This is a genomic window from Crossiella sp. S99.2 (genome assembly GCF_023094165.1).
Taxonomy (GTDB): domain Bacteria; phylum Actinomycetota; class Actinomycetes; order Mycobacteriales; family Pseudonocardiaceae; genus Crossiella.
In genome coordinates, this window is sequence record NZ_JALMDK010000001.1 from 1,213,755 (window position 1) to 1,237,503 (window position 23,749).

A 23,749-nucleotide genomic window follows, 5' to 3' on the forward strand; every position below is an offset into this window, starting at 1 on the left:
ACGGTGTTGCGTCAGGTCGTCGTGGTCGGTGCCTCGGCCGCTGGGTTGACCACGGTGGAGGCCCTGCGCAGGGGCGGGTACGAGGGCAAGGTCACGCTGGTGGGCGCGGAGCCACACCTGCCGTATGACCGCCCACCGCTGTCCAAGCAGGTGCTGGCCGGGGACTGGGCGCCCGAACGGGCCCGGTTGCGGGCCGAGGACCACCTCGACGGCCTGGACGTGGAACTGGTCCTGGGCAACGCCGCCACCAGCCTGGACCCGGCGCGTGCCCGGGTCGGGCTGGCTGACGGCGCGGGGCTGGACTACGACGGGCTGGTGATCGCCACCGGCGTGGCCGCCCGCACCCTGCCCAGCGCCGAGGGCCTGGCCGGGGTGCACGTGCTGCGCACCCTGGACGACGCGCTCGCGTTGCGCGCCGACCTGCTGACCGGGCCCAGGGTGGTCGTGGTCGGCGCCGGGCTGATCGGCTGCGAGGTGGCCGCCACCGCGCGCAAGCTCGGCGCCGAGGTGACCATCGTGGAACCCCTGGAAGCGCCGATGGTGCGGGTGCTGGGCGCGCGGATCGGCGGACTGATCAGCCAGGTGCACGCCGACCACGGGGTGCCGGTGCGCACCGGGGTGGGCGTGGCCAGCCTGGCCGGCTCGATGGGCCGGGTCACCGCGGTGCTGCTGGAGGACGGCACCAAGCTGCCCGCGGACGTGGTGGTGCTGGGCATCGGCGCCAACCCGGCGGTGGGCTGGTTGCAGGGCAGTGGGCTGACCATCAGCGCGGCCGGGGTCGAATGCGACGCCACCTGCCAGGCCGCGCCAGGGGTCTACGCCGCGGGTGACGTGGCCAGCTGGACGCACCTCGGCCTGGGCGCCCAGCTCCGGCTGGAGCACCGGACCAACGCGACCGAACAGGGCATCGCGGTGGCCAAGAACCTGCTGGCCGGACCGGACAACGCCCAGCCGTACCAGCCGCTGCCCTACTTCTGGACCGACCAGTACGACCTCAAGATCCAGGGCTTCGGCCTGCCCGCCGCGCAGGACGAGGTCGAGGTGGTGGAAGGCGATCTGGACTCGCGCAAGTTCGTGGCGCTGTACCGCCGCGCCGGTCGGGTGACCGGCGCGGTCGGCTGGAACAGCGCTCGGGCCATGCGGCCCTACCGGCAGCAGGTCATCGACGGGATGACGCCTGCCGGAGCCTGACCTTGGTCAGCTGATCGGGAAGTTGCGGGTGCGGTCGCTCTGGCTCATCTGGAGCCGGTCGCCCCAGGAGGAGAGCTGGCTGCCGTCGGAGAACTGCAGGTCCACCCGGAAGTTGAACCGCCAGGTGTCGTTGCCGTTCGGGTCGATGCGCAGGTGCAGGTTGCCGCCCTGCAGCAGCTCCCAGCGGCTCGGGTTGTGGATGTACATGCCGAACGGACCGTTGTCGCTGTGGTCGTCGAAGTCGCCGAAGGCGTTGGCCACCCTGGCCGCGGTGGTGCCGTTGCGGTCGACGGCGGTCACTGTGATGTGGGTGTCGTGGTCCTTGTCCTCGTCGTTGGTGTGGAAGAAGACACTGGCCCTGGTCAGGTGGGCGCCGGGGGCCGGGAGCTGCCCGGCGAAGGAGGCGGCGTCCAGGGTGATCGACTTGGCCGGGATCGGCGTCGGCGAGGCCATCGCGGCCGGGGTGATGACCAGGGTGGCGACCGCGGCGGTGAGCGCGGCCAGCTTGGACAGGTTTCGCAAGGTGTTTCCCCCTGTGCTCGGGTCGGATTCGCAGGGCACAGCCAAGCGCCGGGGGCGGTCGCGGTGCTTCGGCACAACTACGTACGTGGGTGCTTCGGCACTAAAGTGAGCCCCGGCCGTACGCCCGAATGGGCACAGCCGGATAGAGAAAACTGACGCAGCGCCCGTTGCTCCAGGTGCACCAGTACGGTCCTGCACCGGGGTCACCGGGTTTGAGCGCGGGGGGATGCTGTGCCACAGGTCCGTGTGCAGCCGGGCAGGTCCGCTTTTGTCGGCCGGGACCGGGAACTCGCCGAGCTTGTGTCCATTGTGGACGGACCGCCGTCGGCCCGGTTCCGGTTCGTGCAGATCGCCGGCGAGCCGGGCATCGGCAAGAGCCGCCTGCTCGCCGAACTCGCCGACGCGGCCCGGGACAAGGGCCAGGAGGTGCTGCTCGGCCGGGCCTCGGAGTTCGAGACCTGCCGGCCCTTCGGCGTGTTCGCCGACGCCCTCGACGACCACTTCGCCGCCCTCGGCCCGGCCTGGTACGAACGGCTGGGCGCGGTCACGGTGGCCCGCTGCGCCGCGGTGTTCCCGGCTTTCGGCGCGCCAGGTCAGGACAACCTCGGCGCGGAACGCCATGTGCTGCACCGCGCGGTGCGGGCCGCGCTGGAGGCGGTGGTCGGCCGGGCCGGGCTGGTGGTGGTGCTGGACGATCTGCACTGGGCCGATGTCGCCTCGCTGGAACTGCTGGACCACCTGGTGCGCAGGCCGGGCCGGGGCAGGCTGACCTTCGTGGTCGCGCACCGGCCGCGGCAGCTCTCGGTGGCCGGGCACACCATGCTGGCGCGGGCGATGAGCGACGGCCACGGGCACCGGCTGGAACTGGGCCCGCTCAGCCAGGAGGCCACCGCGCTGCTGCTCGGCGCCGAGGCTGGCAAGGCCAGGGTGGCCGGGCTGCACCGGGCCAGTCAGGGCAACCCGTTCTACCTCCAGGCACTGGCCACCGTCACCGATCCGGTGCTGTGGCAGCAAACCCCGGCCGAGCTGAGCGAGGAACTGCCCGCGCACGTGCGGGCCGCGCTGCTGTCCGAAGTGGACAGACTGAGTCCGCTGGCCCGGCTGGTGGTGCGTGGCGCGGCGGTGGCCGGTGAGCCGGTGGACGCCGAACTGGTCGCGGTCACCAGTGTGCTGCCGGTGGTGCAGGTGCGCGCCGCGCTGGACGAGGCGCTGGCCGCGGACGTCTTCCGCGGCGGCACCGGCGCTCGCGCGGTGGAGTTCCGGCATCCGCTGCTGCGGCACCTGGTCTACGACGCGTCCCCGCTGAGCTGGCGGGACGGCGCGCACCGCAGGCTGGCCGAGGTGCTGCACCGGCGCGGCGCGGCCCCGGAGGTCCGGGCCAGGCATCTGGAGCTGACTGCCCGGCCCGGCGACACCGCGGCGGTGGAGGTGCTGGTCGAGGCGGCCCGCCGGGTCCGCTTCCGGGCGCCGGCCACCGCGGCCCGCTGGCTGGCCGCCGCGCTCGGCCTGGTGCCCGCGGTGTCCACAGAGGACCGGGTGGAACTCCAGGTCGAACTGGCCGACGCGCTCACCGCGGCCGGGCGCACCGAGGAGGGCGTCGAGGTGCTGCGCAGGCTCATCCGCGGCCGCAGGCCCGGTGGCTCGCCCGCGCAGACCCGCGCGGTGGTGCTGTGGTCCACGATCGAGCGCTGGCTGAGCCAGTTCCGCGCGGTCGCGCCGGTGCTGCGCGCCGAACTGGCCACGGTGGACGAGTCCGATCCGGTCACCGCGGCCACCCTGCACCACGAGCTGGCCTTCGTCGAGCACGCGCTGGGCAACCAGGCGGTGGCCGAGGCGCACGCCACCGCGGTCGCCGGCACACCCCCGGTGCCGGAGGTGCGCGGCCTGCAGGCCAGCGCCTGCGGACTGTTGTCCTACAACCGGTTTCAGGCCAGGGACATCCCGGCCGCGGCGGAGTGGATCGACCGCTCCATCGCCGATTTCGACGCGCTCACCGACGACGAGCTGGCCCAGCACCTGCTCGCGATCGAGCACAGCCACTGGGCCGGGCTGTTCCAGGGCCGCTACCCGGACACGGTCCGGCAGGCCAAGCGGATCCTGGCGCTGGCCGGTGGCTCCGGGCACCACCTGGTGGTGCTGCGCAGCCAGCTGCGCGCCGCCACCGCGCTGTACATGCTGGGCGAGTTGGTCGAGGCCGAGCAGTTCGCCGAGGAGGCCATCGAGGTCGCCACTCTGGTCGGCCAGCCCTTCGAGCTGGCCCTGAGCCTGTTGCTGACCAGCGAGATCGCCGCGGACCGGGGTGATCTGGACCGGTCGGTGCGACTGGCCGAGGAGGTGGTGGAGCTGGCCCGCAAGCACGAGTTGCGTTCGATGGGCCCTGCGGTGTTCCAGCTCGCCGAGGCCCGCCGGATCTCCGGCAGGCCGGTGGACCTGGCCGCCGACTTCGCCGAGCTGAGCTACCAGCACCCGTCCCGGCGGGTGTGGGAACTGCCGAGTTTCCAGCTGGAGCAACTGGTCGCGCACGCCATCGCGGCCGGCGATCTCCACTACGCCGAGCAGGCGCTCAAGCACTGCCAGACCCTGGCGCACGAGCTGATCCGCGGCTCCACCGGCCACGCCCTGCTGTCCGAGGCCCTGTTGTCGCTGGCCCGCAAGGAATCCGGCCGGGCCGTCGAACTCGCCCGCGCCGCGGTGGCCAGCTTTGCCGCCGACGGCCTGCCCTTCAACGTGGGCAAGGCGCACCTCACCCTGGGCGCGGCACTGGCCGAGTCGGGCGAGCGCGCCCAGGCGCTGGCCGAACTGGACCGGGCGATCGTGCTGTTCACCGAGTCCGGCGCGGACCGCTGGGTCGAGCAAACCGTGAAACTGCAACGCAAACAGGGCCGCCGGGTGCCCAAGGCCGCGCCCAGGGTGTCGCCGGGGGAGCTGACCGTGCGGGAGACCGAGATCGCCGAGCTGATCAGCCAGGGCTTCCCGAACAAGGCGATCGCGGCACGCCTGGTGCTCAGCGAACGCACGGTGACCACGCACGTGTCCAACATCCTGGCCAAGACCGGACTGCCCTCGCGCACCGCGCTGGCGGCGCACATGTTGCGCGCCGCCAACGGGGACTGAACCGGTCAGCTCAGCCGGATGCCCACCGCGTACGCGGTCAGCGCGGCGGGTGAGGCCCCGCCGTGGTCTTTGGACCCGGCCCGGTAGCCGCGCGCGCTGCCCGCCACCGGTTCCAGCTGCCACAGCAGGTTGCCCGCGCCCTGCCAGTGCACCTCGGCACCACCGCCGGTCAGCGCGAAGCCCTCGGCCACGGTCGCGGTCGCCGCGGGGTGGTTGGTGAAGGCGGAACCCCCGGGCAGCACGCTGCCGGAGACCCGGCCGGCCGGCAGGTTCCGGTTGAGGTAGACGCCGTAGGCCACCACCTTGGCCGGATCGCCCTGGTTGTGGTCCTTCCCGCGGGCCTTCCAGGTTTCGCCGCCGGTCGGGAAGGAGGCGGTGGCCAGGTTGCCCGCGCCGGTCCACTGGATGGTGAAGCCGCCGCCGAGCAGCGCCCAGGAGTCCGCGCCGGGGTTGGGCGCCTCGGCCTCCGGGTGCGCGGCGACCGCGCTGGTGGCCTCGGTGACCCGCAGTTGCGCACGCAGCTGGTCCGCGCTCATCCCCGCGATCTTCAACCCGATCACGTAGGCCCGCAGGCTGTGCGGCTGACTGCCGTGGTGATCCTTGGAACTGGCGGCCCAGCCGGTGAACCCCGGCAGCGGGTAGGAGGCGGTGAGCAGCGCGCCATTGCCCTGATTCGTCGCGACCGCGCCACCGCCGACGGCCACCACGTCCGCGTCCGGGATGGTGACCCGGTGGTCCCGGGTGTGCGCGGCCACCGCGCCGGCCCGCTCGTACACGGTCACGGTGACCTTGCCGGAGGCGTCCCGGTAGGTGTTGACCAGCGTGCCCGCGTCCGAGGGTTCGGCGGCGGCGGTGACCTGGGCGCCCGCCGCCAGCAGGCTGACCGCGGTCAGCGTGATGAGCAGGAGCTTGTTCGGCTTGCGCACGGGATGCCCTTCGGTGGTCAGGGGTGACCGCGACAGCAAACCTGGTTTGGCGGCCGGGGGGTTCGTAGGAAGTGCGTACGACCGGTTCTTGCCCGAAAAGGAGCGCGGGCTGGCGGCGCACGGGTCGCGCGCCGCCAACCCGGGGTGCGCGGACTCAGAACAGGCGGATGCCCAGTGCCCACACCGACATCGTCGCGGGCGAGTCGTGCCGGTGGTCCTTGGCGCCTGCCTGGAAGGTCCGGGTCAGGCCGGCCGCGGGCCGGAGCTGCCACAGCATGTTGCCGGCGCCCTGCCAGTGCACCTCGGCTCCGCCGCCGGTGAGCGCGTAGTCGGCGCCGACGCTCGCGGCCGCCTCGGGGTGGGCCGAGTGCCCCGCGTGCCCGGGCTCCCGGACCGCGGCCACCGTCCCGACCGGCAGGTGCTTCTTGATGAAGATGCCGTAGGCGTCGATGGCGGCCGGGTCGGACTCGATGTGGTCCTTCGACTTGGCCTTCCAGGACAGCGCGGAACTCGGGTAGGAGGCGGTGGCGAGGTTGCCGGCGCCGCCCCACTTCACGTTGAACCCGCCGCCGAGCATCTCAAAGGGACCGCCGGTGGGCGGCGGGCCCACCTCGGCCTCCGCGTGCGCGGCCATGCTGCCAGGGTTCTTGTTCACGTGGATGTAGCGTTCCCGCAGGTCGTGCCCACTGATCCCGGCGATCTTCATGCCGATCACGTAGACGGACAGGTCGTGCGACTGCGCCTCCACGTGGTCCTTCGAGGTCGCCCGCCAGCCGCGCTTGTCCTCGCTGGGGTAGGAGGCGGTCAGCAGCGCGCCGTAACCCTGCTTCCAGGCGACGGCGCCACCACCGACCACCGCCATCTCCGCGTCCGGCATGGTCACCGTGTGATCGCGGTGCAGCCGCTGCTGGTGGCTGCGCCGCTCGAAGACGGTCACCGTGATGCGGCCGGAGGCGTCGGTGTGACTGCTGATCGGGGTGCCCACATCGCTCGCGCCGCTGGGTTCGGCGGTGGCGGTGACCTGGGCGCCCGCGGCCAGCAGGCTGAAGGTGGTCAACGCGGTCAGTAGGACTCTGTTCGACTTCCGCATGAGAGGTCCTTCCAGCTGAGGGTTTGCCGGGCAAGGTGATCAGGACCGGGCGGTCGGCGGCTCGTAGGAAGCGCGTATGGCCCTTTGTCTGCCCTAAAGGGATCGGGGGTCGGCTGTGTCCACTCGCTACGGTGGGACCAAGGGGGATTCATGGCTTGGGCAGGACGGTCCCGCGAGCTGGACGAACTGGTTGCTTTCCTTGGCGCACAACGAACCCGGGAGGTCCGGTTCGCGCAGGTGACCGGCGATCCGTGGCTGGGCAAGACCGCGCTGGTCGACCGGGCCCGCCGGGCGGTGCCGGAGCTGGAGTTCGCCGCCGACCTGCGTGCGGGCCTGGCCGGGGCGCCGGTGGTGCTGCTGGACGATCTGCACCTGGCCGGTCCGGACACCTTCGCCCTGCTGGGCAGGCTGATCCGGTGTCCCGACCGGTTGCGGCTGACCGTGCTGCTCTGTTACCGCCCGCGGCAGCTCGCGCCGGAGGTGCAGGCGTTACTGGACGAGGTGGACGGGCTCCGGGTGGAGCTGGGGCCGCTCGCCCCGGCGGAGTGCGCTGAGCTGCTCGGGGAGGCGAGTCCGGCCCGGGTGGCCGAGTTGCACGCGGCCAGTGGTGGGAATCCCTGTTATCTCAAGGCATTGGCCGATGGTCCCTCGGCCGGGGCGCGCGCCGCGTTGCTGTCCGAAGTGGACGGACTGGGCGAGACCGGCGCACTGGTGGTGCGGGCCGCCGCGGTGGTCGGTGAGGCGATCACCGCGGACCTGGTCACGCCGGCCAGTGACTGCCCGCCGGCCAGGGTGCGGCAGGCGCTGGACGCGGCGGTGGCCGCGGATCTGTTGCGGGAGAACGGGGCGGTGCTGGAGTTCCGGCATCCGGTGGTGCGGCGGATGGTGTACGGCTCGGCCTCGCACAGCTGGCGGATCGAGGCGCATCGGCGGGTGGCCGAGGTGTTGCGGGCGCAGCGGGCATCCGCGCCGGAGCGGGCCCGGCAGCTGGAGTTCGCGGCGCGGCCGGGGGACCGGAGCGCGGCCGAGGTGCTGGTGCGGGCCGCGCGGGAGGTTCGGGGCAAGGAACCCGACCTTGCGGCTCGCTGGCTGGCCGCGGCGCAGCGGTTGTGCCCGGCGCCGGACGTGCGGCTGGAACTGTCCGACGTGCTCATCGCGGCCGGGCGCACCGACGAGGGCATGGCGTTGTTCCAGGAGGCAGTGGGCACGGCGGGGCCGATCGCGGCCAGGGCGGTGCTCCGGTACGCGGCGGTGGAGCGGATGTTCGGCCGCAACCTGACCGCGCGGGCGGTGCTGCGCCGGGCACTGGCCTGCTGGCCGGACGGCGACCCGGTCGAGCTGGCCGCGATGCGCGCCGAACTGGCCTGCGCGCTGCACAACACCGGCGACCGGATGGCGGCGGTCCGGCTGGCCGCGCAGGTGGCCGGCACCCCGCTGCCCAAGGACGCGGCGCTGATCCACGCGGTCTGTCACGCGCTGCTGGCCTACGACCACTGGATCGAGGGCGGGCACACCGCGGCCCAGCGGGCGGCGGACCGGGTGGTCGCATTGCTGGAGGAGGCCACCACCGCGGAACTGGCCGAGTGGCTGACGATCGCGGAGCAGTGCATCGGCGTCCCCCTGCATCTGGGCCGCTACGCCGAAGCACAGCGGCAGGGGCAGCGGATGCGGGCGGTGGCCAGGGACACCGGGCAGCGCCTGGTGCTGCTGCGCAGCCAGCTGCGGGTGGCCTACACGCAGGTGATCACCGGCGCCTGGGCCGCGGCCGACGCCAGCCTGGACGAGGCTGAGGAGCAGGCGGCGCACATCGGCCGCCCGCCGGTGCTGGCCTACGCGATGATGCTGCGCGGCTACCTGGCCGGTGAACGCGGCGAACCGGCCGCCGCACTGGACTTCGCCGAGCGGTCCATCGACCTGGCCCCCGCCAGTGACCACCCGTGGTGGGCACAGGTGCGCTGGCAACTGTGCGAGGCGCGCCGGGCGCTGGACCTGCCGGTGCCGCCGGACTTCCTGGACGAGGTGCGGGACCACCTGCTCTCTCCGCATCTGGAGCGGCTCACCGAAAGCGCGCTGCGCCGTGGCGAACCAGCCGAGGCCGCGGACTGGGCCCGCCGCTGCCGCGCCGCCGCACTCGATCCGGGGGCGCTGGCCTACGCCCTGCTGGCCGACGCGCGGCTGCTGCTGGCCGGTGGCGAGTGGGCCGGGGCGGTGCGGCTGGCAAGGGAGGCGGCGCACGGGTTCGCCCGGACCCCGTTGCGGCCGGGGCTGGCCAGGGCGCGACTGGTCGCGGGCGCCGCGCTGGCCGGACTCGGCGAGCGGGCGGCCGCGCTGGGCGAGCTGGAGCGGGCCAGCGCGTTGTTCGCCGAATTCGGGGCGAACCGGTTGCAGGAGCAGGTGATGCGGGTCCAGCGCGGATTGGGCAGACGGGTGTCCAGGGCGGCCGGGCGGGTGGCGCCGGGCGAGCTGACCGCGCGGGAACACCAGGTCGCCGGCCTCATCAGCCAGGGCCTGCCGAACAAGGCGATCGCGGAACGCCTGGTGCTCAGCGAACGCACGGTGACCACGCACGTGTCCAACATCCTGGCCAAGACCGGCCAGCCCTCACGCACCGCCCTGGCCGCGCACCTGCTCAGGGGTTGAACGGGTCCTCCGGCCACTTGTGCTTGGGGTAGCGCCCGCGCAGCTCCGCCCGGACCTGCGGATACCCGTTGCGCCAGAAGGATTCCAGGTCACTGGTGACCGCGGCCGGGCGGCCGGCCGGGGAGAGCAGGTGCAGCAGCACCGGCACCCGGCCGTCGGCGATCCGCGGCGTGCTGGTCCAGCCGAAGGCCTGCTGCACCTTGACCGGCAGCACCGGGGTGGCCTCGCCGTAGTCCAGCCGGGCCCGGTTGCCCGAGGGCAGCGCGATCCGCTCCGGGGCCAGTTCGTCCAGCCGCCCGGCCACCGGCCAGGGCAGCAACCGGCGCAGCGCGTGGCCGGCGTCCACCTTGGCCAGATCGGCCCGCCGCCGCGCGGTGGTCAGCTCCGGGCCGAGCCAGCTGTCCAGGCCGGCCAGCAGGGTGTCCTCGTCCATCGCGGGCCATTGCTCGCCGAAGACCTGGTGCAGGAAGGCCAGTCGCTGCCGCAGTCCGCGTGAATCGGGTGTCCAGCGCAGCAGGCCCAGCCCTTCCTTGCGCAACCCCTCGGTCAGCGCGGCCTGCACCGCGGCCCGGTCCGGATCGCGCAACGGCTTGTCCGACAAGGTGATCGCGCCCAGTCGCCGCACCCGCCGGGCCACCACATCGCCGTCCGCCCAGCCGATCTCGTCCACAGTGGACAGCAGACTGGCCCCGGCCGAGACGGCCAGCGCCTCATCGGCCACCGCGGCCAGCCGGATCCGGCCGTGCGTGCGCCCCGGCTCCCGGTCGGCCACCGCCACCGCCAGCCATTCCGCCTCGCCCAGCCCGTCGCCGTCCCCGCGCAGTTCCACCGCGGTGCCACCGGCCATCAGGTACACCCCGGTCTGCCCGGATCGCTTGCGCGCCAGCCGTTCCGGGTAGGCCAGCGCCGCGATCAGCGCCGGATCGTCCTTGCCGCCGGGGGTGTCCGGCAGGGAGCGGGCCAGCCGGTCCGCCTCCCGCCGCCACCGGCTGCCGGCCGGGCCGCGCTCGTTGCGCAGCCGCCGCAGCGAGGCGGTCAGGTCCGCCGAGGCGGCCAGGGTGTCGTCGTCGAGCACCGCGACCACCTCCGCCGCCCGCCGCGACCCGACCCGGCGCGAACCGTCCACCAGTGCCCTGGCGAAGCGCGGATGCGTGCCCAGTTCGGCCAGTTCCCTGCCGCGCGCGGTGAGTTCGCCCTCGGCGTCCAGCGCGCCCAGGGCGTGCAGCACGGTCCGGCCCGCGGCCAGCGCGCCGGCCGGGGGCTGGTCCCACCAGGACAGCGCGGAGCCGTCCGGCGTGCCCCAGACGGCCAGTTCCAGGGCCAGCCGGGTCAGATCGGCCAGCCGGATCTCGGGTTCGGGGTAGCGCGGCAGGGCGGACTGCTCGTGCTCGGGCCAGCAGCGGTAGACCCGGCCCGGCGCCTCCCGCCCGGCCCGGCCTGCGCGCTGTTCGGCCACTGCCGCGGACACCCTGGTGGTCACCAGCCCGGACATGCCGCGCCGATGGTCCACAGTGGACACCCGGGCCAGTCCGGCGTCCACCACCGCACGCACCCCCGGCACGGTCAGGCTGGACTCGGCCACCGCGGTGGCCAGCACCACCCGCCGCCGCGGTCCCGGCCGCAACGCCGCGTCCTGCGCCGCTGAGGACAGCCTGCCGTGCAGGGGAAGCACGTCCGCGTCCAGCCCGGCCAGCGCCGCGGCCACCCGGTTGATCTCGCCCACCCCCGGCAGGAAGGCGAGCACGTCTCCGTCGCCCTCGGCCAGCGCCACCCGCACCGCTTGGGCCACCGCCTGCTCGATCCGCTGCCCGCGCACCGGCGGCAGATACCGCGTCTGGGTGGGGAAGGTCCGCGCGTCCACCCGGATCACCGGCGCGTCCCCGAGCAGCCCGGCCACCTGCTCGGCCGCCACCGTGGCCGAGGTGGCCAGCAGCCGCAGGTCCTCGCGCAACCCGGCCCGCGCGTCCAGCAGCAGCGCGAGCAGCAGATCCGCGTCCAGGTGCCGCTCATGGCACTCGTCCAGCACCACGATGTCCACAGTGGACAGTTCGGGGTCGTTTTGCAGCCGCCGCACCAGCAGTCCGGAGGTGACCACCTCGATCCGGGTGCGCGCCGAGCGCTTGCGATCCCCGCGCACCGCGTAGCCCACGGTCTCCCCGACCGGCTCGCCCAGCAGCTGGGCCATCCGGGCCGCGGCCGCCCGCGCCGCCAGCCGCCGCGGTTCGGCGACCACCACCCGGGCCCCGCCCTCGGCCAGCGCGAGCGGCACCAGGGTGGTCTTGCCCGTGCCCGGCGGCGCGACCAGCACCGCGGCCCCGTGCGCGGTCAGCGTGCGGACGATCTCGGGCAGCGCCGGGCGAACCGGCAGGTCGGGCAGCTCCACAGCCACACAGTCTGCCCTGGCACACTCGGCCGCATGAGCGCACTGGGGCGGATCGGCGCCGGACTGGCGATCGGGGTGGCCGCACTGGCGGTGGGCCGGATCGCCAACTACGCGCGGGTCATCCGCAAGGTCGCGCCGCTGCCCGCCGAGCCGCTGGACCGCCCGGCCGAGGTGGCGGTGATCATCCCGGCCAGGGACGAGCAGGACACCATCGGCCGCGGGGTGGCCGCGTTGCGCGCCCAGCGGCACCCGGACCTGCGGATCGTGGTGGTCGACGACGCCTCCGCCGACCGCACCGCGGAGATCGTCGCCGCCCAGGCAGCGCTGGACGAGCGGGTCACCCTGGTCCGCGGCGAGGGCCCGCCGCCGGGCTGGTCCGGCAAGGTGGCCGCGATGGCCGCGGGGGTGCGTGCCGCGGGCGAGCCGGAGTGGCTGCTGTTCATGGACGCCGACGGGGTAGCCGGTCCGGACCTGCTCGGCCGCCTGCTGGCCGCCGCGCAAGCCAGTGGCGCGGACCTGGTGTCCAGCCCCGGCGGGATGCGCCGCGGCGCCGGCGCCGGTCTGCTCGCGCCCGCGGCCACGGTGGCCATGTTCGAGGTCATCCCGCCCAACAGCGACACCAGGCGGGTGCTCGCCATCGGCCAGTGCCTGCTGCTGCGCCGCTCCGCCTATGACCGCATCGGCGGCTGGTCCGCGCTGGCCGGCTCCACCGCCGACGACGTCGACCTGGGCACCCGGATCCGGGACACCGGCGGCCGGGTGCTGATCGTGGACGCCACCGCCGAGCTGGTCGCCCAGGGCCACGACGGGTTCGGCCAGCTCTGGCGGTCGCTGCGGAAGAGCTTCGTGGTCGGCAGCGGCGGCAACGTGCCGGTGCTGGCCGCCGGGGCCGTGGTGAGCCTGATCTTCGGCCTCACTCCGCCGATCGCGGCGGTCACCGGCCTGCTGCGCCGCGACCGGCGGATCGCGCTGGCCGGGCTGATCGGCTGGGCCGCGCAGAGTTACGGGCACCTGCTCTTCGCCCGGTTCTTCGGCCAGCCCGTCGCGCCCGCGGTGCTCGCGCCGCTGTCCTGGGCCGCGCTGGGCAGTGTGCTGGCCGCCAGCCTCGGTCAGGTGCTGCGCGGCACCGCGACCTGGCGAGGTCGTTCCGTCACCCGCTGAGTTCGACCAAATCCGTTGCGTGACAACGGAATAACGTCTTGCTGAGATCGCTTGTCCTCTGGTGAACTAGTTAGTAAAGCTAACGAAGATCATGGAGGCAGGGTGCGTTCGGCCGAGGAGTCCACCGACCAGAGCGCACAGCGGTTACCCGCCGAGGTCTGGGTGCTGGTTGTGGCCAGTTTCGTGATCGCGATCGGCTTCGGCATCCTGGCCCCCGCGCTGCCCAGCTACGCCGCCAGCTTCGACGTCGGCGTCACCGCGGCCTCCATCGTGATCAGCGCCTTCGCCTTCATGCGACTGGCCTTCGCCCCGGTCAGCGGCAAGCTGGTGACCAGGTTCGGCGAACGCCCGATCTACCTGATCGGCATCCTGATCGTCGCGCTGTCCACCGGCGCCTGCGCCTTCGCCGACTCCTACTGGCAGCTGCTGCTCTTCCGCGCCCTCGGCGGCACCGGGTCCACCATGTTCACCGTGTCCGCGGTGGCCCTGCTGGTCCGGCTCAGCCCGCCGCACCTGCGCGGCCGCGCCTCCGGGCTGTGGGGCACCGGCTTCCTGCTGGGCAACGTGATCGGGCCGATCTTCGGCGGCGTGCTGGTGTCCATCTCGCTCAAGCTGCCCTTCCTCGGCTACGCCGCCGCGCTGGTGCTGGCCGCCTTCGTGGCCTGGCTGTTCCTGCGCCGCTCCACCCTGGCCGCGCCGGTGAAGAACGACAACGGCCCGGTGCTGACCGTGCGCGAGGCGCTCAAGCACCGCGCCTACGTGGCCTCGCTGGCCTCCAGCTTCGCCAACGGCTGGGCGGTCTTCGGCGTCCGGGTCTCGCTGATCCCGCTGTTCGTCTCCGCGGTGCTGCTGCAACAGCCCAGCATGGCCGGCTGGGCGATGACCGTCTTCGCGGTGGGCAACGCGGCCATGCTGCTGCTGGCAGGCTGGCTGGCCGACCGGCAGGGCCGCAAACCACTGGTGCTGATCGGCCTGGTCATCTCCGCCATCGGCACCATCTGGGTCGGCTTCACCACCTCGGTGCCGATGTTCCTGGCCTCCTGCCTGGTCGCCGGGCTGGGCGCGGGCCTGCTCAACCCGCCGCAGAACGCCGCGGTCGCCGACGTGATCGGCAACCGGGGCCGCGGCGGTCCGGTGCTGGCCGGGTTCCAGATGGCCGCCGACGTCGGCGCGATCATCGGCCCGCTGGCCGCCGGGGCGATCGCCGAGACCATCTCCTACCAGGCCGCCTTCGCGGTCACCGGGCTGCTGAGCCTGCTCGCCGCGCTGGTGTGGCTGGCCGCGCCGGAAACCCTGCCGAGCAAGGTCGAGCAGGCCGAGGAGAAGGCGGCGGAATCCAACCGGGGCGTCGCGGTGGCCGCGGAGTGCGGCTGCCTGGACGAGGGGCCCGAGGTGCCGCTGGGCGCCAGGGTGGCCGGGAAGCCCCGTCAGCCCGAGGCCTGAGACTTGGGAACGTGGGGGGCCGGCGCCCTCGCAACCGGCCCCCCACGTGTCCGCCGAGTGTGCAGGTCGTCACCCGTACTAGGGAATGGGCACTCCCGGCGGTAGTCGGGTCCGGCGCTACCCGCTGTTGATAAACAGTTGTGGCGAAATCCAGTCCTGAACTGAAAACGGCAGTTCAGGGTCGTCCGGCGGTATGCGCGTTTGCGCGCCGGGTCACCGCCGGAAAGTTCCGACGGTAATTCAAGGGAACTTCGCTCACCCGCCCGCGCTCACCCCGATGAGTGAGCCCACCAGGTAGGTGGCACCCGCCGCGATCGCGCCGAAGAGCAGTTGGCGCAAGCCGTTGAGCCACCAGGGCCTGGTGGTGAACCTGGCCACCACCGCGCCCGCGATCACCAGGCCGGCCCCGCCCACCAGTAGACCAGCCACCAGCGAGTCGAAGCCGAGCAGGTAGGGCAGCAGCGGGAACAGCGCGCCCACGGCGAAGCAGAAGAACGAGGAGATCCCGGCCAGCCAGGGCGAGGGCTGCTCGGTCGGGTCCACGCCCAGCTCCTGGGTCAGGTGCACCCGCACCGCCAGTTCCGGGTCCCGGTGCACCTCGGCGGCCACCCGGCGCGCGGTGTCCTCGGTCAGCCCCATGTCCACATAGGACTCGACCAGCTCCGCCAGCTCGGCCCTGGGGTGTTCGCGCAGCTCGGTGCGCTCCACCTCCATCTCGGCCCGCACCTGGTTGTTCTGCGTCTCCACCGAGGCGTACTCGCCCAGCGCCATGGAGAACGCCCCGGAAACCAGCCCGGCCACCCCGGACAACACGATGAAGTGCGCGCCGGCCCCGCTGCCGCCGACGCCCGCGACCAGCGCGATGTTGGTCACCAGCCCGTCCATCGCGCCGAAGACGGCAGGCCGCAGCCAGCCGCCGGAGACATCGGAGTGCACGTGCCCGACTTCCTCGGCGCCACTGCTTTCCGCTGCGGTCATGAAATTTACGTTAGGGCGTTGCCGGGAAAACCGACATTCGACTCACGGGGTTCTCATCCGATGCCCATTAGGCTGCGGCCGAGACCGCCGCACGGCGGTCGGTTCGTCGCTGGAAAGGACCAAGACGTGGGCGGTGCCGAGCGCAACGCGCGAAAGCGGAAGCAGGATGCCGCCGCGGCGGCCAAGGCGATGGCTTCGGCCCGCAAGAGCGACCGCACCAAGATGTGGGTCGGCGTCGGGGTGGTCGTGGTCATCGCCGCCGCGATCTTCGGCGGCATCTACTTCACCGCGCAGACCGACAGCTCCGTCACCTCCGGCGCGATCCCCAAGGTCCAGGTCAACCCGACCTACCCGGTGACCAGGGACAACGCGATCGTGGTCGCGGGCAAGGACACCGCGAAGACCACCGTCGACCTGTACGCGGACTTCCTCTGCCCCGGTTGCGGCGGCTTCGAGAAGCAGTACGGCACCCAGATCCAGGACAAGCTGAACTCCGGTGAGCTGAAGGTCCGCTACCACATGCTGCCGATGCTGGTGAAGCTGTCCAAGCCGGAGGGCTACTCGCTGGACTCGGCCAACGCGGCCCTGGCCGTGGCCAAGGCCGCGCCGGAGAAGTTCCCGGACTTCTTCGCCAGCCTCTACGGCAAGCAGCCGAAGGAGAACGGCGCCGGCTACACCAAGGACCAGCTGATCCAGCTCGCCCGCGACCTGGGCGTGCCCGGCGAGGACTTCGCCAACGACATCCGCAACGGCACCAACAACCAGGCGCTGCAGGACTCCTTCGCCAACGTGGACAACGACCCCGGCTTCAAGGACGCGGGCGGCTTCACCGGCACCCCGGCCGTGGTGGCCGACGGCAAGAAGGTCGACCTGCAGAACACCCCGACCTGGTTCGAGGACCTGTTCAAGAAGTAGTCCTCAGCCGATTCCCGGAACAGGCGCGTCCCCGGTGCTCCACCGCACCAGGCGACGCGCCTTTCCCGTCTCCGTGCGCGGCACCACGCCCGGCTCGACCACGGTCACCGCGCAGCCGATGCCCAGCCGCTCGCGCAACGCCCCGGTCAGCTCGCGTTGCAGTGCCTCCCCGTCCACCGCGGCCGCGAACGGCTCCACCGCCACCCGCAGCTCCGGCCGCGCGGCCACCCGCCGGTCCTCCACCACCAGGTAGTGCGGGCTGACCCGCTCATCGGCCAGCAGCACCGACTCGATCTCGGTCGGGTACACGTTGACCCCGCGCACCACCAGCATGTCGTCCGCCCGCCCCAGCAGCTTGCTCATCCGCCGCAACGTGCGCGCCGAACCCGCCACCGGCCCGGCCAGACTGGCCACATCCCCGCTGCGGTAGCGGATCAGCGGCATCCCGGTCTTGGTCAGCGTGGTGAACACCAGCTCGCCCGGGGTGCCGTCCGGCACCGGCACACCGTCGGCGTCCACCGCTTCGACGTAGAAGTGGTCCTCGGCCACGTTGAGCATCCCCTCGGAGTCCAGCGACTCGCAGGCCACCCCGGGCCCGATGATCTCGGAAAGCCCGTAGATGTCCAGCGCCCGCAACCCGAGCAGCTCCTCGATCTGCCGCCGCATCTCCGGCGTCCACGGCTCCGCCCCGAACACCCCCACCCGCAACCCCAGCTGCTCCGGCGAAATCCCCGCCGCCCGCAACGCCTCACCCAGGTGGATCGCGTAGGAAGGCGTGCAGCACAACACTTCCGCCCGCAGATCCACCAGCAACCGCACCTGCCGCTCGGTCATCCCACCGGACAACGGCAACACGGTCGCGCCCAGCCGCATCCCCCCGTGGTGCACGCCCAGCCCACCGGTGAACAGCCCGTACCCGTAGGCGTTGTGGATCCGGCTGCGCGCGGTCACCCCGGCCCCACCGAGCGCCCTGGCCATCACCCGCGCCCACACGTCCACGTCGTGCGCGGTGTAGGGGATCAACGTCGGCCGCCCACCGGTCCCCGAGGACCCGTGCACGCACACCACGTCCTGCTCCTCGGCCACCCGCAACCCGAACGGGTAGTGATCCCACAGATCCCGCTTGCTCAAGGTGGGCAACAGATGCAGCTCGTCCAACCGCACATCCCGTCCACTGTGGATCCCGCACTCCCGCAACCGCCCCGCGAGCACACCCCCGGCCCCCAGCACCCGATCCACCACCCCCCGCAACCGCCGTTCCTGGAGCACGGCCCGCCGCTCCGGCGAGGCGCCCTCGGCGTCGGGATCGGTCAGTACCGGGTTCACTGTGCGCATGCACGGGGTCTACCAGCCCAAACACCGTTGGCCAACCCCCGATTTTTGTTCATGAGGGGAGATGGGGTACGGTATCCAAGCACTGAACGGGAGAGAAAAACTCCAGGTCAGCGCACCGGAGACGGGGCTGTAGCGCAGTTGGTAGCGCACCACACTGGCAGTGTGGGGGTCAGGGGTTCGAATCCCCTCAGCTCCACTCGGTTGAGATAGCCCCAGAAGCCCTGGTCGACACGGTCCACAACGTGTTGACCAGGGCTTCTGGCATTTTCGGCTGAGGTTCCGATGATCTTGCTTGTTTGTCCTTTGTGGACAGTGGTCTGGATTTCGGCCATTTTCTGGAGCAGATCTGGAGCACGCCTGCGACCGCCGTGAAACGGGGTCGCCCTGCTGCTCCACGTTCGGCCCCCGACGGCAACCCCAAACGGGTCGTCCTACTGGCCGACTACTGGATCGCGGCGGTTGTCAGAAGCTGCGTCGGGACGTGGCTGGCGTGGTGGATCGTGGGCTGCCGTCTGGGAGGCCGCGGCGGCGACCTGCAGCTACCCACTGATTAAGAGACGGCGCGGTTTCGTATCGGGTCGTGTCGGATGGGGTCGCTGCGTACCGTTCTCGCAGTTCGAGCCAAGTTCACTGTGTCGGTATCTGCCGTGCTTTGACGGCACGTTCGCCGCAGTGGAGCGACCACGGAGCACCCAAGTTCCTGTTGATCGGTTGCTGAAGTACTGCGCAGGTTGGTGCCCACGGAGGGATCACCAAAGGATGGGAACAGGGCTGGGCAAGGGATTCGTGCCGGAAGCTTGGTCATCGAGTCGTCTTTCGGGGTGCCTGGAGCAGGGTGACGCTTGCCAGGCATGGGCGGCGTGGCGCTTCGCCCAGACGCTTGCCCATGAGGGGGCCTGACCGCACACCCTGGGGCTGGGACAGCGTGTGGGGGGTCAGGGGTCAGCGCGCGCCGCGGGCTTCGTTGGACTTGACCCCATATGTGTGAACTAGGGACGACATCATGCGCTGACCTGCGGAACCGTAATTTCCGCAGGTCAGCATAGTTCCGTTCAGAACCATTGGATACAGTTCAGGACCGTTCAGCTCACCTGTCTGCTCCCCATTTTCTCCTCACTCGTGCTCCCCAGCGCTTCTCCGCCTACCGATGGCGCGTCTCAAACTGGTCGGCCACTCGTTCTGAGGCGCAGGCCGAGGGCCGAGCCAAACGCCCGGTCTGCGGCAATAGCGGAAGTTCGACGACAGGCGAATGAGAGCCTGCTGCCACGTTGTTTCCTGTTTGGGGTGCGCGTGGCGGCGCCGACCGCCATATTCCGGGCCGCGAGATTTACGGTGCACAGCCGGTTCGCCGTCTGGCCAGCCAACCGCACGCGTGCCGCTCACAAGCAGATGCGTCCGCATCCACCCCGTCCCGGCTAGGGTGAGTAGTCGACCAAGAAGACGGAGGGAGGGCGCAACGTGACAACGGGGGAACAGCAGGTGGGCGGGCGTGCAGCCCTCAGCAACATCACCCTGCCCACCGACTCGGCCCCGTGTGTGACCTTGGACGGCCCGCCTGTCCCGCCAGTGGGGCGCATCCGGCTGTACTCACCCGACGAGTGGGAGGAGTTCATCCGCGAGTGGGCCACCGCGGTGGAAGAGGATTACGTCCAGATCAAGCTGCTCGGCGGGGCGGGCGACAAGGGCACGGACATCGTCGGGTTCAAGACCGACCGGCAGTTCGAGGGGCCGTGGGACTGCTTCCAGGCCAAGCACTACGAGAAGCCGCTCAGCTTCACCGTTGCCGCCGCCGAGATGCTCAAGGTATTCGTATCCGTGATCGAGGGGGCGTACAGCCTGCCCGACACCTACCAGTTCCTGGCTCCCAAGGGGTTGTCGACTCCGTTCAACATGTTGATCAGTAATCCGACCACTCTGCGCGAGAAGTTCCTGGCCTTGCTCGTCGTGGGCGAGGCGCTGGTGAAGAAGCTGAACGGAGCCACTCTCGACGCGGTGCGGACGCTGGCGGCGGCGACCGACTTCGCCAGGTTCAGGTCAGTGGAGCTACTGGACGCGCTGGGCACTCACAGCCGAACCAGGTGGCACGCGGCCCGGTTCGCCACATCACTACCCGCACGCGGTGACAGTGAGCCCCCTCCTGAGGAGTACACGTCCGGCGAGGCCCGCTTCCTGCAACAGTTGCTGGCCGTGTATGCGGAGCGCCACCCTGACAAGATCACCAGTCTGGAATCCGTGGCCGGTGTCCCGAAGCTGAGCAGACATCTGCAGCAGCAGCGGGTGAATTTCTTTCGCGCGGAGTCGCTCAAGGCCTACTCCGCCGGGGCAGTACCTCCGGGTACCTTCGAGAAGCTCCAAGACGACATCCACTCCGGCGTCATCGACATCACCCAAATCGACCACCCGGACGGATTCACGAGGCTGAGCCAAGTGCTGACGCACGTGGGCAGCCTCGACCTCAAGCGGCACAAGCTCATCAACGTGACCGAGATCGACGACCGCAAGGGTGTCTGCCATCAGCTCGCCAACGACGACCGGCTGACCTGGGTGGAGGAGCCGTGAGAAGTCCCCTCAACGGTCCGCTGGAGTACGGCGTCCGTGTCCTGGTGATGCTCACCGAGGCATATCCGAAGCAGCTGGACATCAACCACCTGGTCCTGCTCGACCACAGTGTGCTGCACACCGCCGAGCTCGGCGGACCGCCCAGCATCCACCCGCCGCACCCACTGCACGCTGGAGAACTGGGTGTGCGGCGCGCAAGCGTCGAGGAAGGGTTGAGGGTGATGCTGCGCGCCCGCCTAGCCGATATGCGGGCCTCGAGCGCCGGTATCTGCTACGAGGCTGGCAACGAGGCCCACAGCTTTATCAGCGCGCTCGCGTCGAGCTACATCAGCGAGCTGCGCGACCGCAGCCGGTGGGTAGTTGAGCAGTTCGGGACGCTGTCCGAGGTGGAGATCCGGCGGCAGACGGCAGCGATCTTCGGCAGCCGGCCCGACGATGACGACACCGGCGACCGAGAGAGGGAGGAAGGTATATGGAGCGGTTGAGCTTGCTGCACCTGACCTTCATCGGCCCGTCAGTCAGCCCCGCCACTGTCGAGTTCGGCCCCAAACTCACTCTGGTCCGCGGACCGTCGGACACGGGAAAGTCCTACATCGCCAAGACCATAGACTTCATGCTCGGTGGTAAGGGGCTGGACGAGATCACGGAGCTGGACGGCTACGACACCGTCTTGCTCGGCATCAGTCTGCCTAACGGTGAGAACGCCACCCTGTCCCGGGCCACCCAGGGTGGCGGGTTCCGTCTCTTCCGCGGCGACCACCGCGCCTACCCCCTGCCTGTCGAACACGAGCCGCTGTCGGCAAAGCACAGCGCCAAGGACTTCAAGAACCTTTCGCACTACCTCTTGGGCAAGATCGGTCTCGATGGAAAGGTCGTTCGCAAGGACGGTGCCGGAAGGACGAAATCTTTGAGCCTGCGCATGCTGGCTCCCCTGTTCCTGGTGGACGAGACCAAGATCCAAGCCAGGACCGCGCCCGTTGTGACGGGGCAGCACACGCTGAGGACCGTGGAGATCTCTACCTTTCGCTTGCTCTTGCAGGGCGAGGACGACTCCGCGATTGAGCCCGGCGAATCGGAGACCGAGAAGCGCCGGTCCAAAGTCGCCAAGCACGACGTCATCGACACGCTGCTGGCCGAGCTGCGTCAACAGCTCCAGACCGACGAGACGCTCCAGGAGGTCGTCAACCGTCTCGGCCGCCTGCAGGCGACGATCATGGAGTCGACCGGCACCATCGAGCAGACCGCCGCAGCAAGGCAGCAGTGGGGGCACGCTCTGTCCAACAGCGAGCGGCTCGTCACTGCCGCACGGCGAAGCCTCGCCGAGCTTGACACCCTCGACGCGAGGTTCACGCTGCTGCACGAGCAGTACACCTCGGACTTGGCTCGACTGGAGGCCGTCGCCGAGGCCGGGTCCTTGCTGGGCTACTTCACCCCGGGAACCTGCGTGTTCTGCGGTGCAGAGCCCGAGCACCAACACCTCAACGAGGACTGCGCCGACGACACGACCGCTTTCGCGGCGTCCGTACGCGAAGAGCAACGTAAAACGACTTCGCTCCGCGAGGACCTGCTTCAGGCCATCGCCGGGCTGCGCACCGATCGCGCGGAGAAAGCCCAACGGCTTCATGCCTACACCGATCAGGCGGCAGAGGCGCGGTCGACGATCGCGCGACTGGACGGACTGCTCGACCCCCAGCAACTCGAGCTGCGCGAGTTGATCAGCTCGTCGTCGCAGCTCGAACGAGATGTCGAGACTATTCGGCGCATCCAGCGGCTCGAAGCCCTCCGCGCCGAAATCGAGGCCGAGCCGAAGCCGGACGCGATGGCGCCCACCGCGGGCTTGCAGCGCAGTACTGTGGACAACCTGTCGCGCATGATCGCGGACCGACTGCGGGCCTGGGGCTTCCCCGAAGCAGATACCACCAGCTACGGGTTTGACACCCAAGACGTCGTGTCGGGCGGCCAGCTGCGCTCTGCCCACGGCAAGGGCGTTCGTGCCGTCCTGCATGCCGCGTTCACCATCTCCCTCGCCCAGTACTGCTTCGACAACGGCCTGCCACACCCCGGCTTCGTCGTGCTCGACTCACCCTTGGTCGTCTATCGGCCCCCGGATCCCGATGCCGAACCCGACAACAGCGGCGACGTCCTCGACACCGCCAGCCTCGCCGGCCGGTTCTTCGCCGACGTCCAGACGAACTTCTCGGGTCAGATCATCATCTTGGAGAACGAGGACCCGCCGAACGCACTGGAGACCGGGTCGCGGGACATCTCCTTCACCAAGAACCCAGACCGTGGCCGCTACGGCTTGTTCCCCCACAACAGGCCGGCGTTGTTGGTCCACGAGGCATGACCGGCCACCGAGACCACAGGACGCGCCGAGTTGGGTGGGTAAAGCTGAGCAGCCGTACTTCCAGTTCAGAACACTCGGGCGTGGAATCTTTGTGGTCCTCGCCATCGGAGCGCGGTTGGTGGCGCTGGCCACGTTCGACCTGGACTCGCTGGTCGAGATCGGTGCCTCCACCGTGGTCGCGGGTGCCGAAAAGTACATCCGTGCACGTCAATAGGCATCGGTGCCAGTAGGTAGTCTCCGCGCATGAACCGCGCCCGGCAGACGGTCACGCTCACCGCCGACCTGGTCATCCTGACCATTCGGGACGGCGGGCTGAGCGTGCTGCTCGTGGAGCGGGAAAATGAACCGTTCCGGGGCCGGCTGGCGTTGCCCGGTGGCTTCCTGCGCGGGGAGGAATCGCTGGAACAGACCGCGACCCGGGAGCTGACCGAGGAGACCGGTCTCGACGCCGGGGCGTTGCGGCTACAGCAGGTGGGTGTCTACTCCGCGCCCGACCGGGACCCGCGGCGTCCCCGGGTGGTGACCAGCGCCTACCTCGCCATCGCCCCCGACCTGCCGGTGCCGGTCGCCGGATCGGATGCGCGCGCCGCCCGGTGGGTGCCAGTCGCTGAGGCCACCGGTTCGGAACTGGCCTTCGACCACGACCACATCCTGGTCGACGCGGTGGACCTGGCGCGCACTCTGCTGCAGTTCAGCACGATCGCCACCGCCTTCTGCGGCCCCGAGTTCACCATCGGCGACCTGCGTGAGGTCTACGAGATCGTATGGGGGGTCGGGTTGGACAAGTCGAACTTCCACCGCAAGGTCACCGACGCCGATGGCTTCGTCGTGTCCACCGGCGGCAAGCGGCCTTCGCTCACCGGCAGGCCCGCTGCCCTGTACCGCGCGGGTGGGGCGACTGAACTGGTCCCGCCGATGATGCGGTCACGCTTCGGGGCGTGAACCCGTTCTTGTCAAACTGACCATTGGCTCTGTCGCGACACTTGCGCAGCACGCAAGTTAGTGTCATCGTGACAATAAGAGTGGTGGTGCGGTCTTGATCTGGCGCCGTTGCCACACCACGCCCGATCTCGTCGTACGTCTGGTGGGCATCCGTTCCCGAGGCGCCCCTGACCGTGTTGGAGTGAGAACCGGTGAATGTGATC

At 70.9% G+C, this 23,749-nt stretch carries 17 protein-coding genes and 1 tRNA gene; 12 read left to right on the forward strand and 6 right to left on the reverse strand.

The window, feature by feature from the left end; translation table 11 throughout:
• Positions 1-3 precede the first annotated feature (3 nt).
• A complete protein-coding gene (locus MZC64_RS05900; RefSeq protein ID WP_247756035.1) occupies positions 4-1,191 on the forward strand; it encodes an FAD-dependent oxidoreductase in 1,188 nt (395 codons plus the stop codon).
• Positions 1,192-1,197: 6 nt separating this feature from the next.
• Here the strand turns inward: MZC64_RS05900 and MZC64_RS05905 are convergent, their stop codons facing one another.
• A complete protein-coding gene (locus tag MZC64_RS05905) occupies positions 1,198-1,713 on the reverse strand; it encodes an Arm DNA-binding domain-containing protein (RefSeq protein ID WP_247756037.1) in 516 nt (171 codons plus the stop codon).
• A 231-nt stretch (positions 1,714-1,944) separates the two neighbouring features.
• Here MZC64_RS05905 and MZC64_RS48550 point away from each other — a divergent pair, with 231 nt between their 5' ends.
• On the forward strand, positions 1,945-4,827 hold the full coding sequence (locus tag MZC64_RS48550) for a LuxR family transcriptional regulator (RefSeq protein ID WP_247756038.1): 2,883 nt from the start codon (positions 1,945-1,947) through the stop codon (positions 4,825-4,827).
• Between the two features lie 5 nt (positions 4,828-4,832).
• Here the strand turns inward: MZC64_RS48550 and MZC64_RS05915 are convergent, their stop codons facing one another.
• Together MZC64_RS05915 and MZC64_RS05920 are read right to left on the reverse strand one after the other, a co-directional pair.
• Positions 4,833-5,753 carry a hypothetical protein gene (locus MZC64_RS05915; RefSeq protein WP_247756040.1) on the reverse strand — a complete coding sequence of 307 codons (921 nt, stop codon included), beginning with the start codon at positions 5,751-5,753 and terminating at the stop codon, positions 4,833-4,835.
• Positions 5,754-5,907: 154 nt separating this feature from the next.
• Positions 5,908-6,843 (reverse strand): hypothetical protein, encoded by a 936-nt coding sequence (locus MZC64_RS05920; RefSeq protein WP_247756042.1) that lies wholly within the window; start codon positions 6,841-6,843, stop codon positions 5,908-5,910.
• A 150-nt stretch (positions 6,844-6,993) separates the two neighbouring features.
• Between MZC64_RS05920 and MZC64_RS05925 the strand changes: the two genes are divergently transcribed.
• Positions 6,994-9,483, forward strand: a complete 2,490-nt coding sequence (locus tag MZC64_RS05925; protein ID WP_247756044.1) for a LuxR family transcriptional regulator — start codon at positions 6,994-6,996, stop codon at positions 9,481-9,483.
• On the opposite strand, the gene hrpB is transcribed toward MZC64_RS05925, so the two are convergent.
• The gene (hrpB, locus tag MZC64_RS05930) at positions 9,473-11,866 is read right to left on the reverse strand and encodes an ATP-dependent helicase HrpB (protein ID WP_247756045.1); all 2,394 of its coding nucleotides are present in this window, start codon (positions 11,864-11,866) and stop codon (positions 9,473-9,475) included. The genes MZC64_RS05925 and hrpB overlap by 11 nt on opposite strands.
• A gap of 33 nt (positions 11,867-11,899) precedes the next feature.
• Between hrpB and MZC64_RS05935 the strand changes: the two genes are divergently transcribed.
• Positions 11,900-13,027: a glycosyltransferase family 2 protein gene (locus tag MZC64_RS05935; protein ID WP_247756047.1), complete on the forward strand. Its 1,128-nt coding sequence runs from the start codon at positions 11,900-11,902 to the stop codon at positions 13,025-13,027.
• Between the two features lie 102 nt (positions 13,028-13,129).
• Complete coding sequence (locus MZC64_RS05940; RefSeq protein ID WP_247756049.1) at positions 13,130-14,470, forward strand: MFS transporter; 1,341 nt, start codon at positions 13,130-13,132, stop codon at positions 14,468-14,470.
• Between the two features lie 255 nt (positions 14,471-14,725).
• Here MZC64_RS05940 and MZC64_RS05945 read toward each other — a convergent pair whose 3' ends face one another.
• A complete protein-coding gene (locus MZC64_RS05945) occupies positions 14,726-15,448 on the reverse strand; it encodes a VIT1/CCC1 transporter family protein (RefSeq protein ID WP_247756050.1) in 723 nt (240 codons plus the stop codon).
• 126 nt (positions 15,449-15,574) lie between these two features.
• On the opposite strand from MZC64_RS05945, the gene MZC64_RS05950 reads away from it, so the two are divergent.
• Positions 15,575-16,363 (forward strand): thioredoxin domain-containing protein, encoded by a 789-nt coding sequence (locus MZC64_RS05950; RefSeq protein WP_247756052.1) that lies wholly within the window; start codon positions 15,575-15,577, stop codon positions 16,361-16,363.
• A gap of 3 nt (positions 16,364-16,366) precedes the next feature.
• Here the strand turns inward: MZC64_RS05950 and MZC64_RS05955 are convergent, their stop codons facing one another.
• Positions 16,367-17,698 (reverse strand): phenylacetate--CoA ligase family protein, encoded by a 1,332-nt coding sequence (locus MZC64_RS05955; protein WP_247756054.1) that lies wholly within the window; start codon positions 17,696-17,698, stop codon positions 16,367-16,369.
• Positions 17,699-17,821: 123 nt separating this feature from the next.
• Here MZC64_RS05955 and MZC64_RS05960 point away from each other — a divergent pair.
• From MZC64_RS05960 to MZC64_RS05980, 6 genes are all read left to right on the forward strand, one after another.
• Positions 17,822-17,894, forward strand: a tRNA-Ala gene (locus MZC64_RS05960).
• 1,262 nt (positions 17,895-19,156) lie between these two features.
• Complete coding sequence (locus MZC64_RS05965; RefSeq protein WP_247756056.1) at positions 19,157-20,257, forward strand: ABC-three component system protein; 1,101 nt, start codon at positions 19,157-19,159, stop codon at positions 20,255-20,257.
• Positions 20,254-20,742, forward strand: coding sequence for an ABC-three component system middle component 2 (locus tag MZC64_RS05970; RefSeq protein WP_247756057.1), 489 nt, complete (start codon positions 20,254-20,256; stop codon positions 20,740-20,742). Before MZC64_RS05965 ends, MZC64_RS05970 begins: the two co-directional genes overlap by 4 nt.
• Entirely contained in the window at positions 20,730-22,604 is a 1,875-nt protein-coding gene (locus MZC64_RS05975) for a hypothetical protein (RefSeq protein WP_247756058.1), read from the forward strand. The genes MZC64_RS05970 and MZC64_RS05975 overlap by 13 nt, the downstream gene beginning before the upstream one ends.
• 91 nt (positions 22,605-22,695) lie before the next feature.
• Positions 22,696-22,818 carry a hypothetical protein gene (locus tag MZC64_RS47605; RefSeq protein ID WP_282104654.1) on the forward strand — a complete coding sequence of 41 codons (123 nt, stop codon included), beginning with the start codon at positions 22,696-22,698 and terminating at the stop codon, positions 22,816-22,818.
• A 29-nt stretch (positions 22,819-22,847) separates the two neighbouring features.
• A complete protein-coding gene (locus tag MZC64_RS05980; protein ID WP_247756059.1) occupies positions 22,848-23,546 on the forward strand; it encodes an NUDIX domain-containing protein in 699 nt (232 codons plus the stop codon).
• The last annotated feature ends 203 nt before the right edge of the window (positions 23,547-23,749 follow it).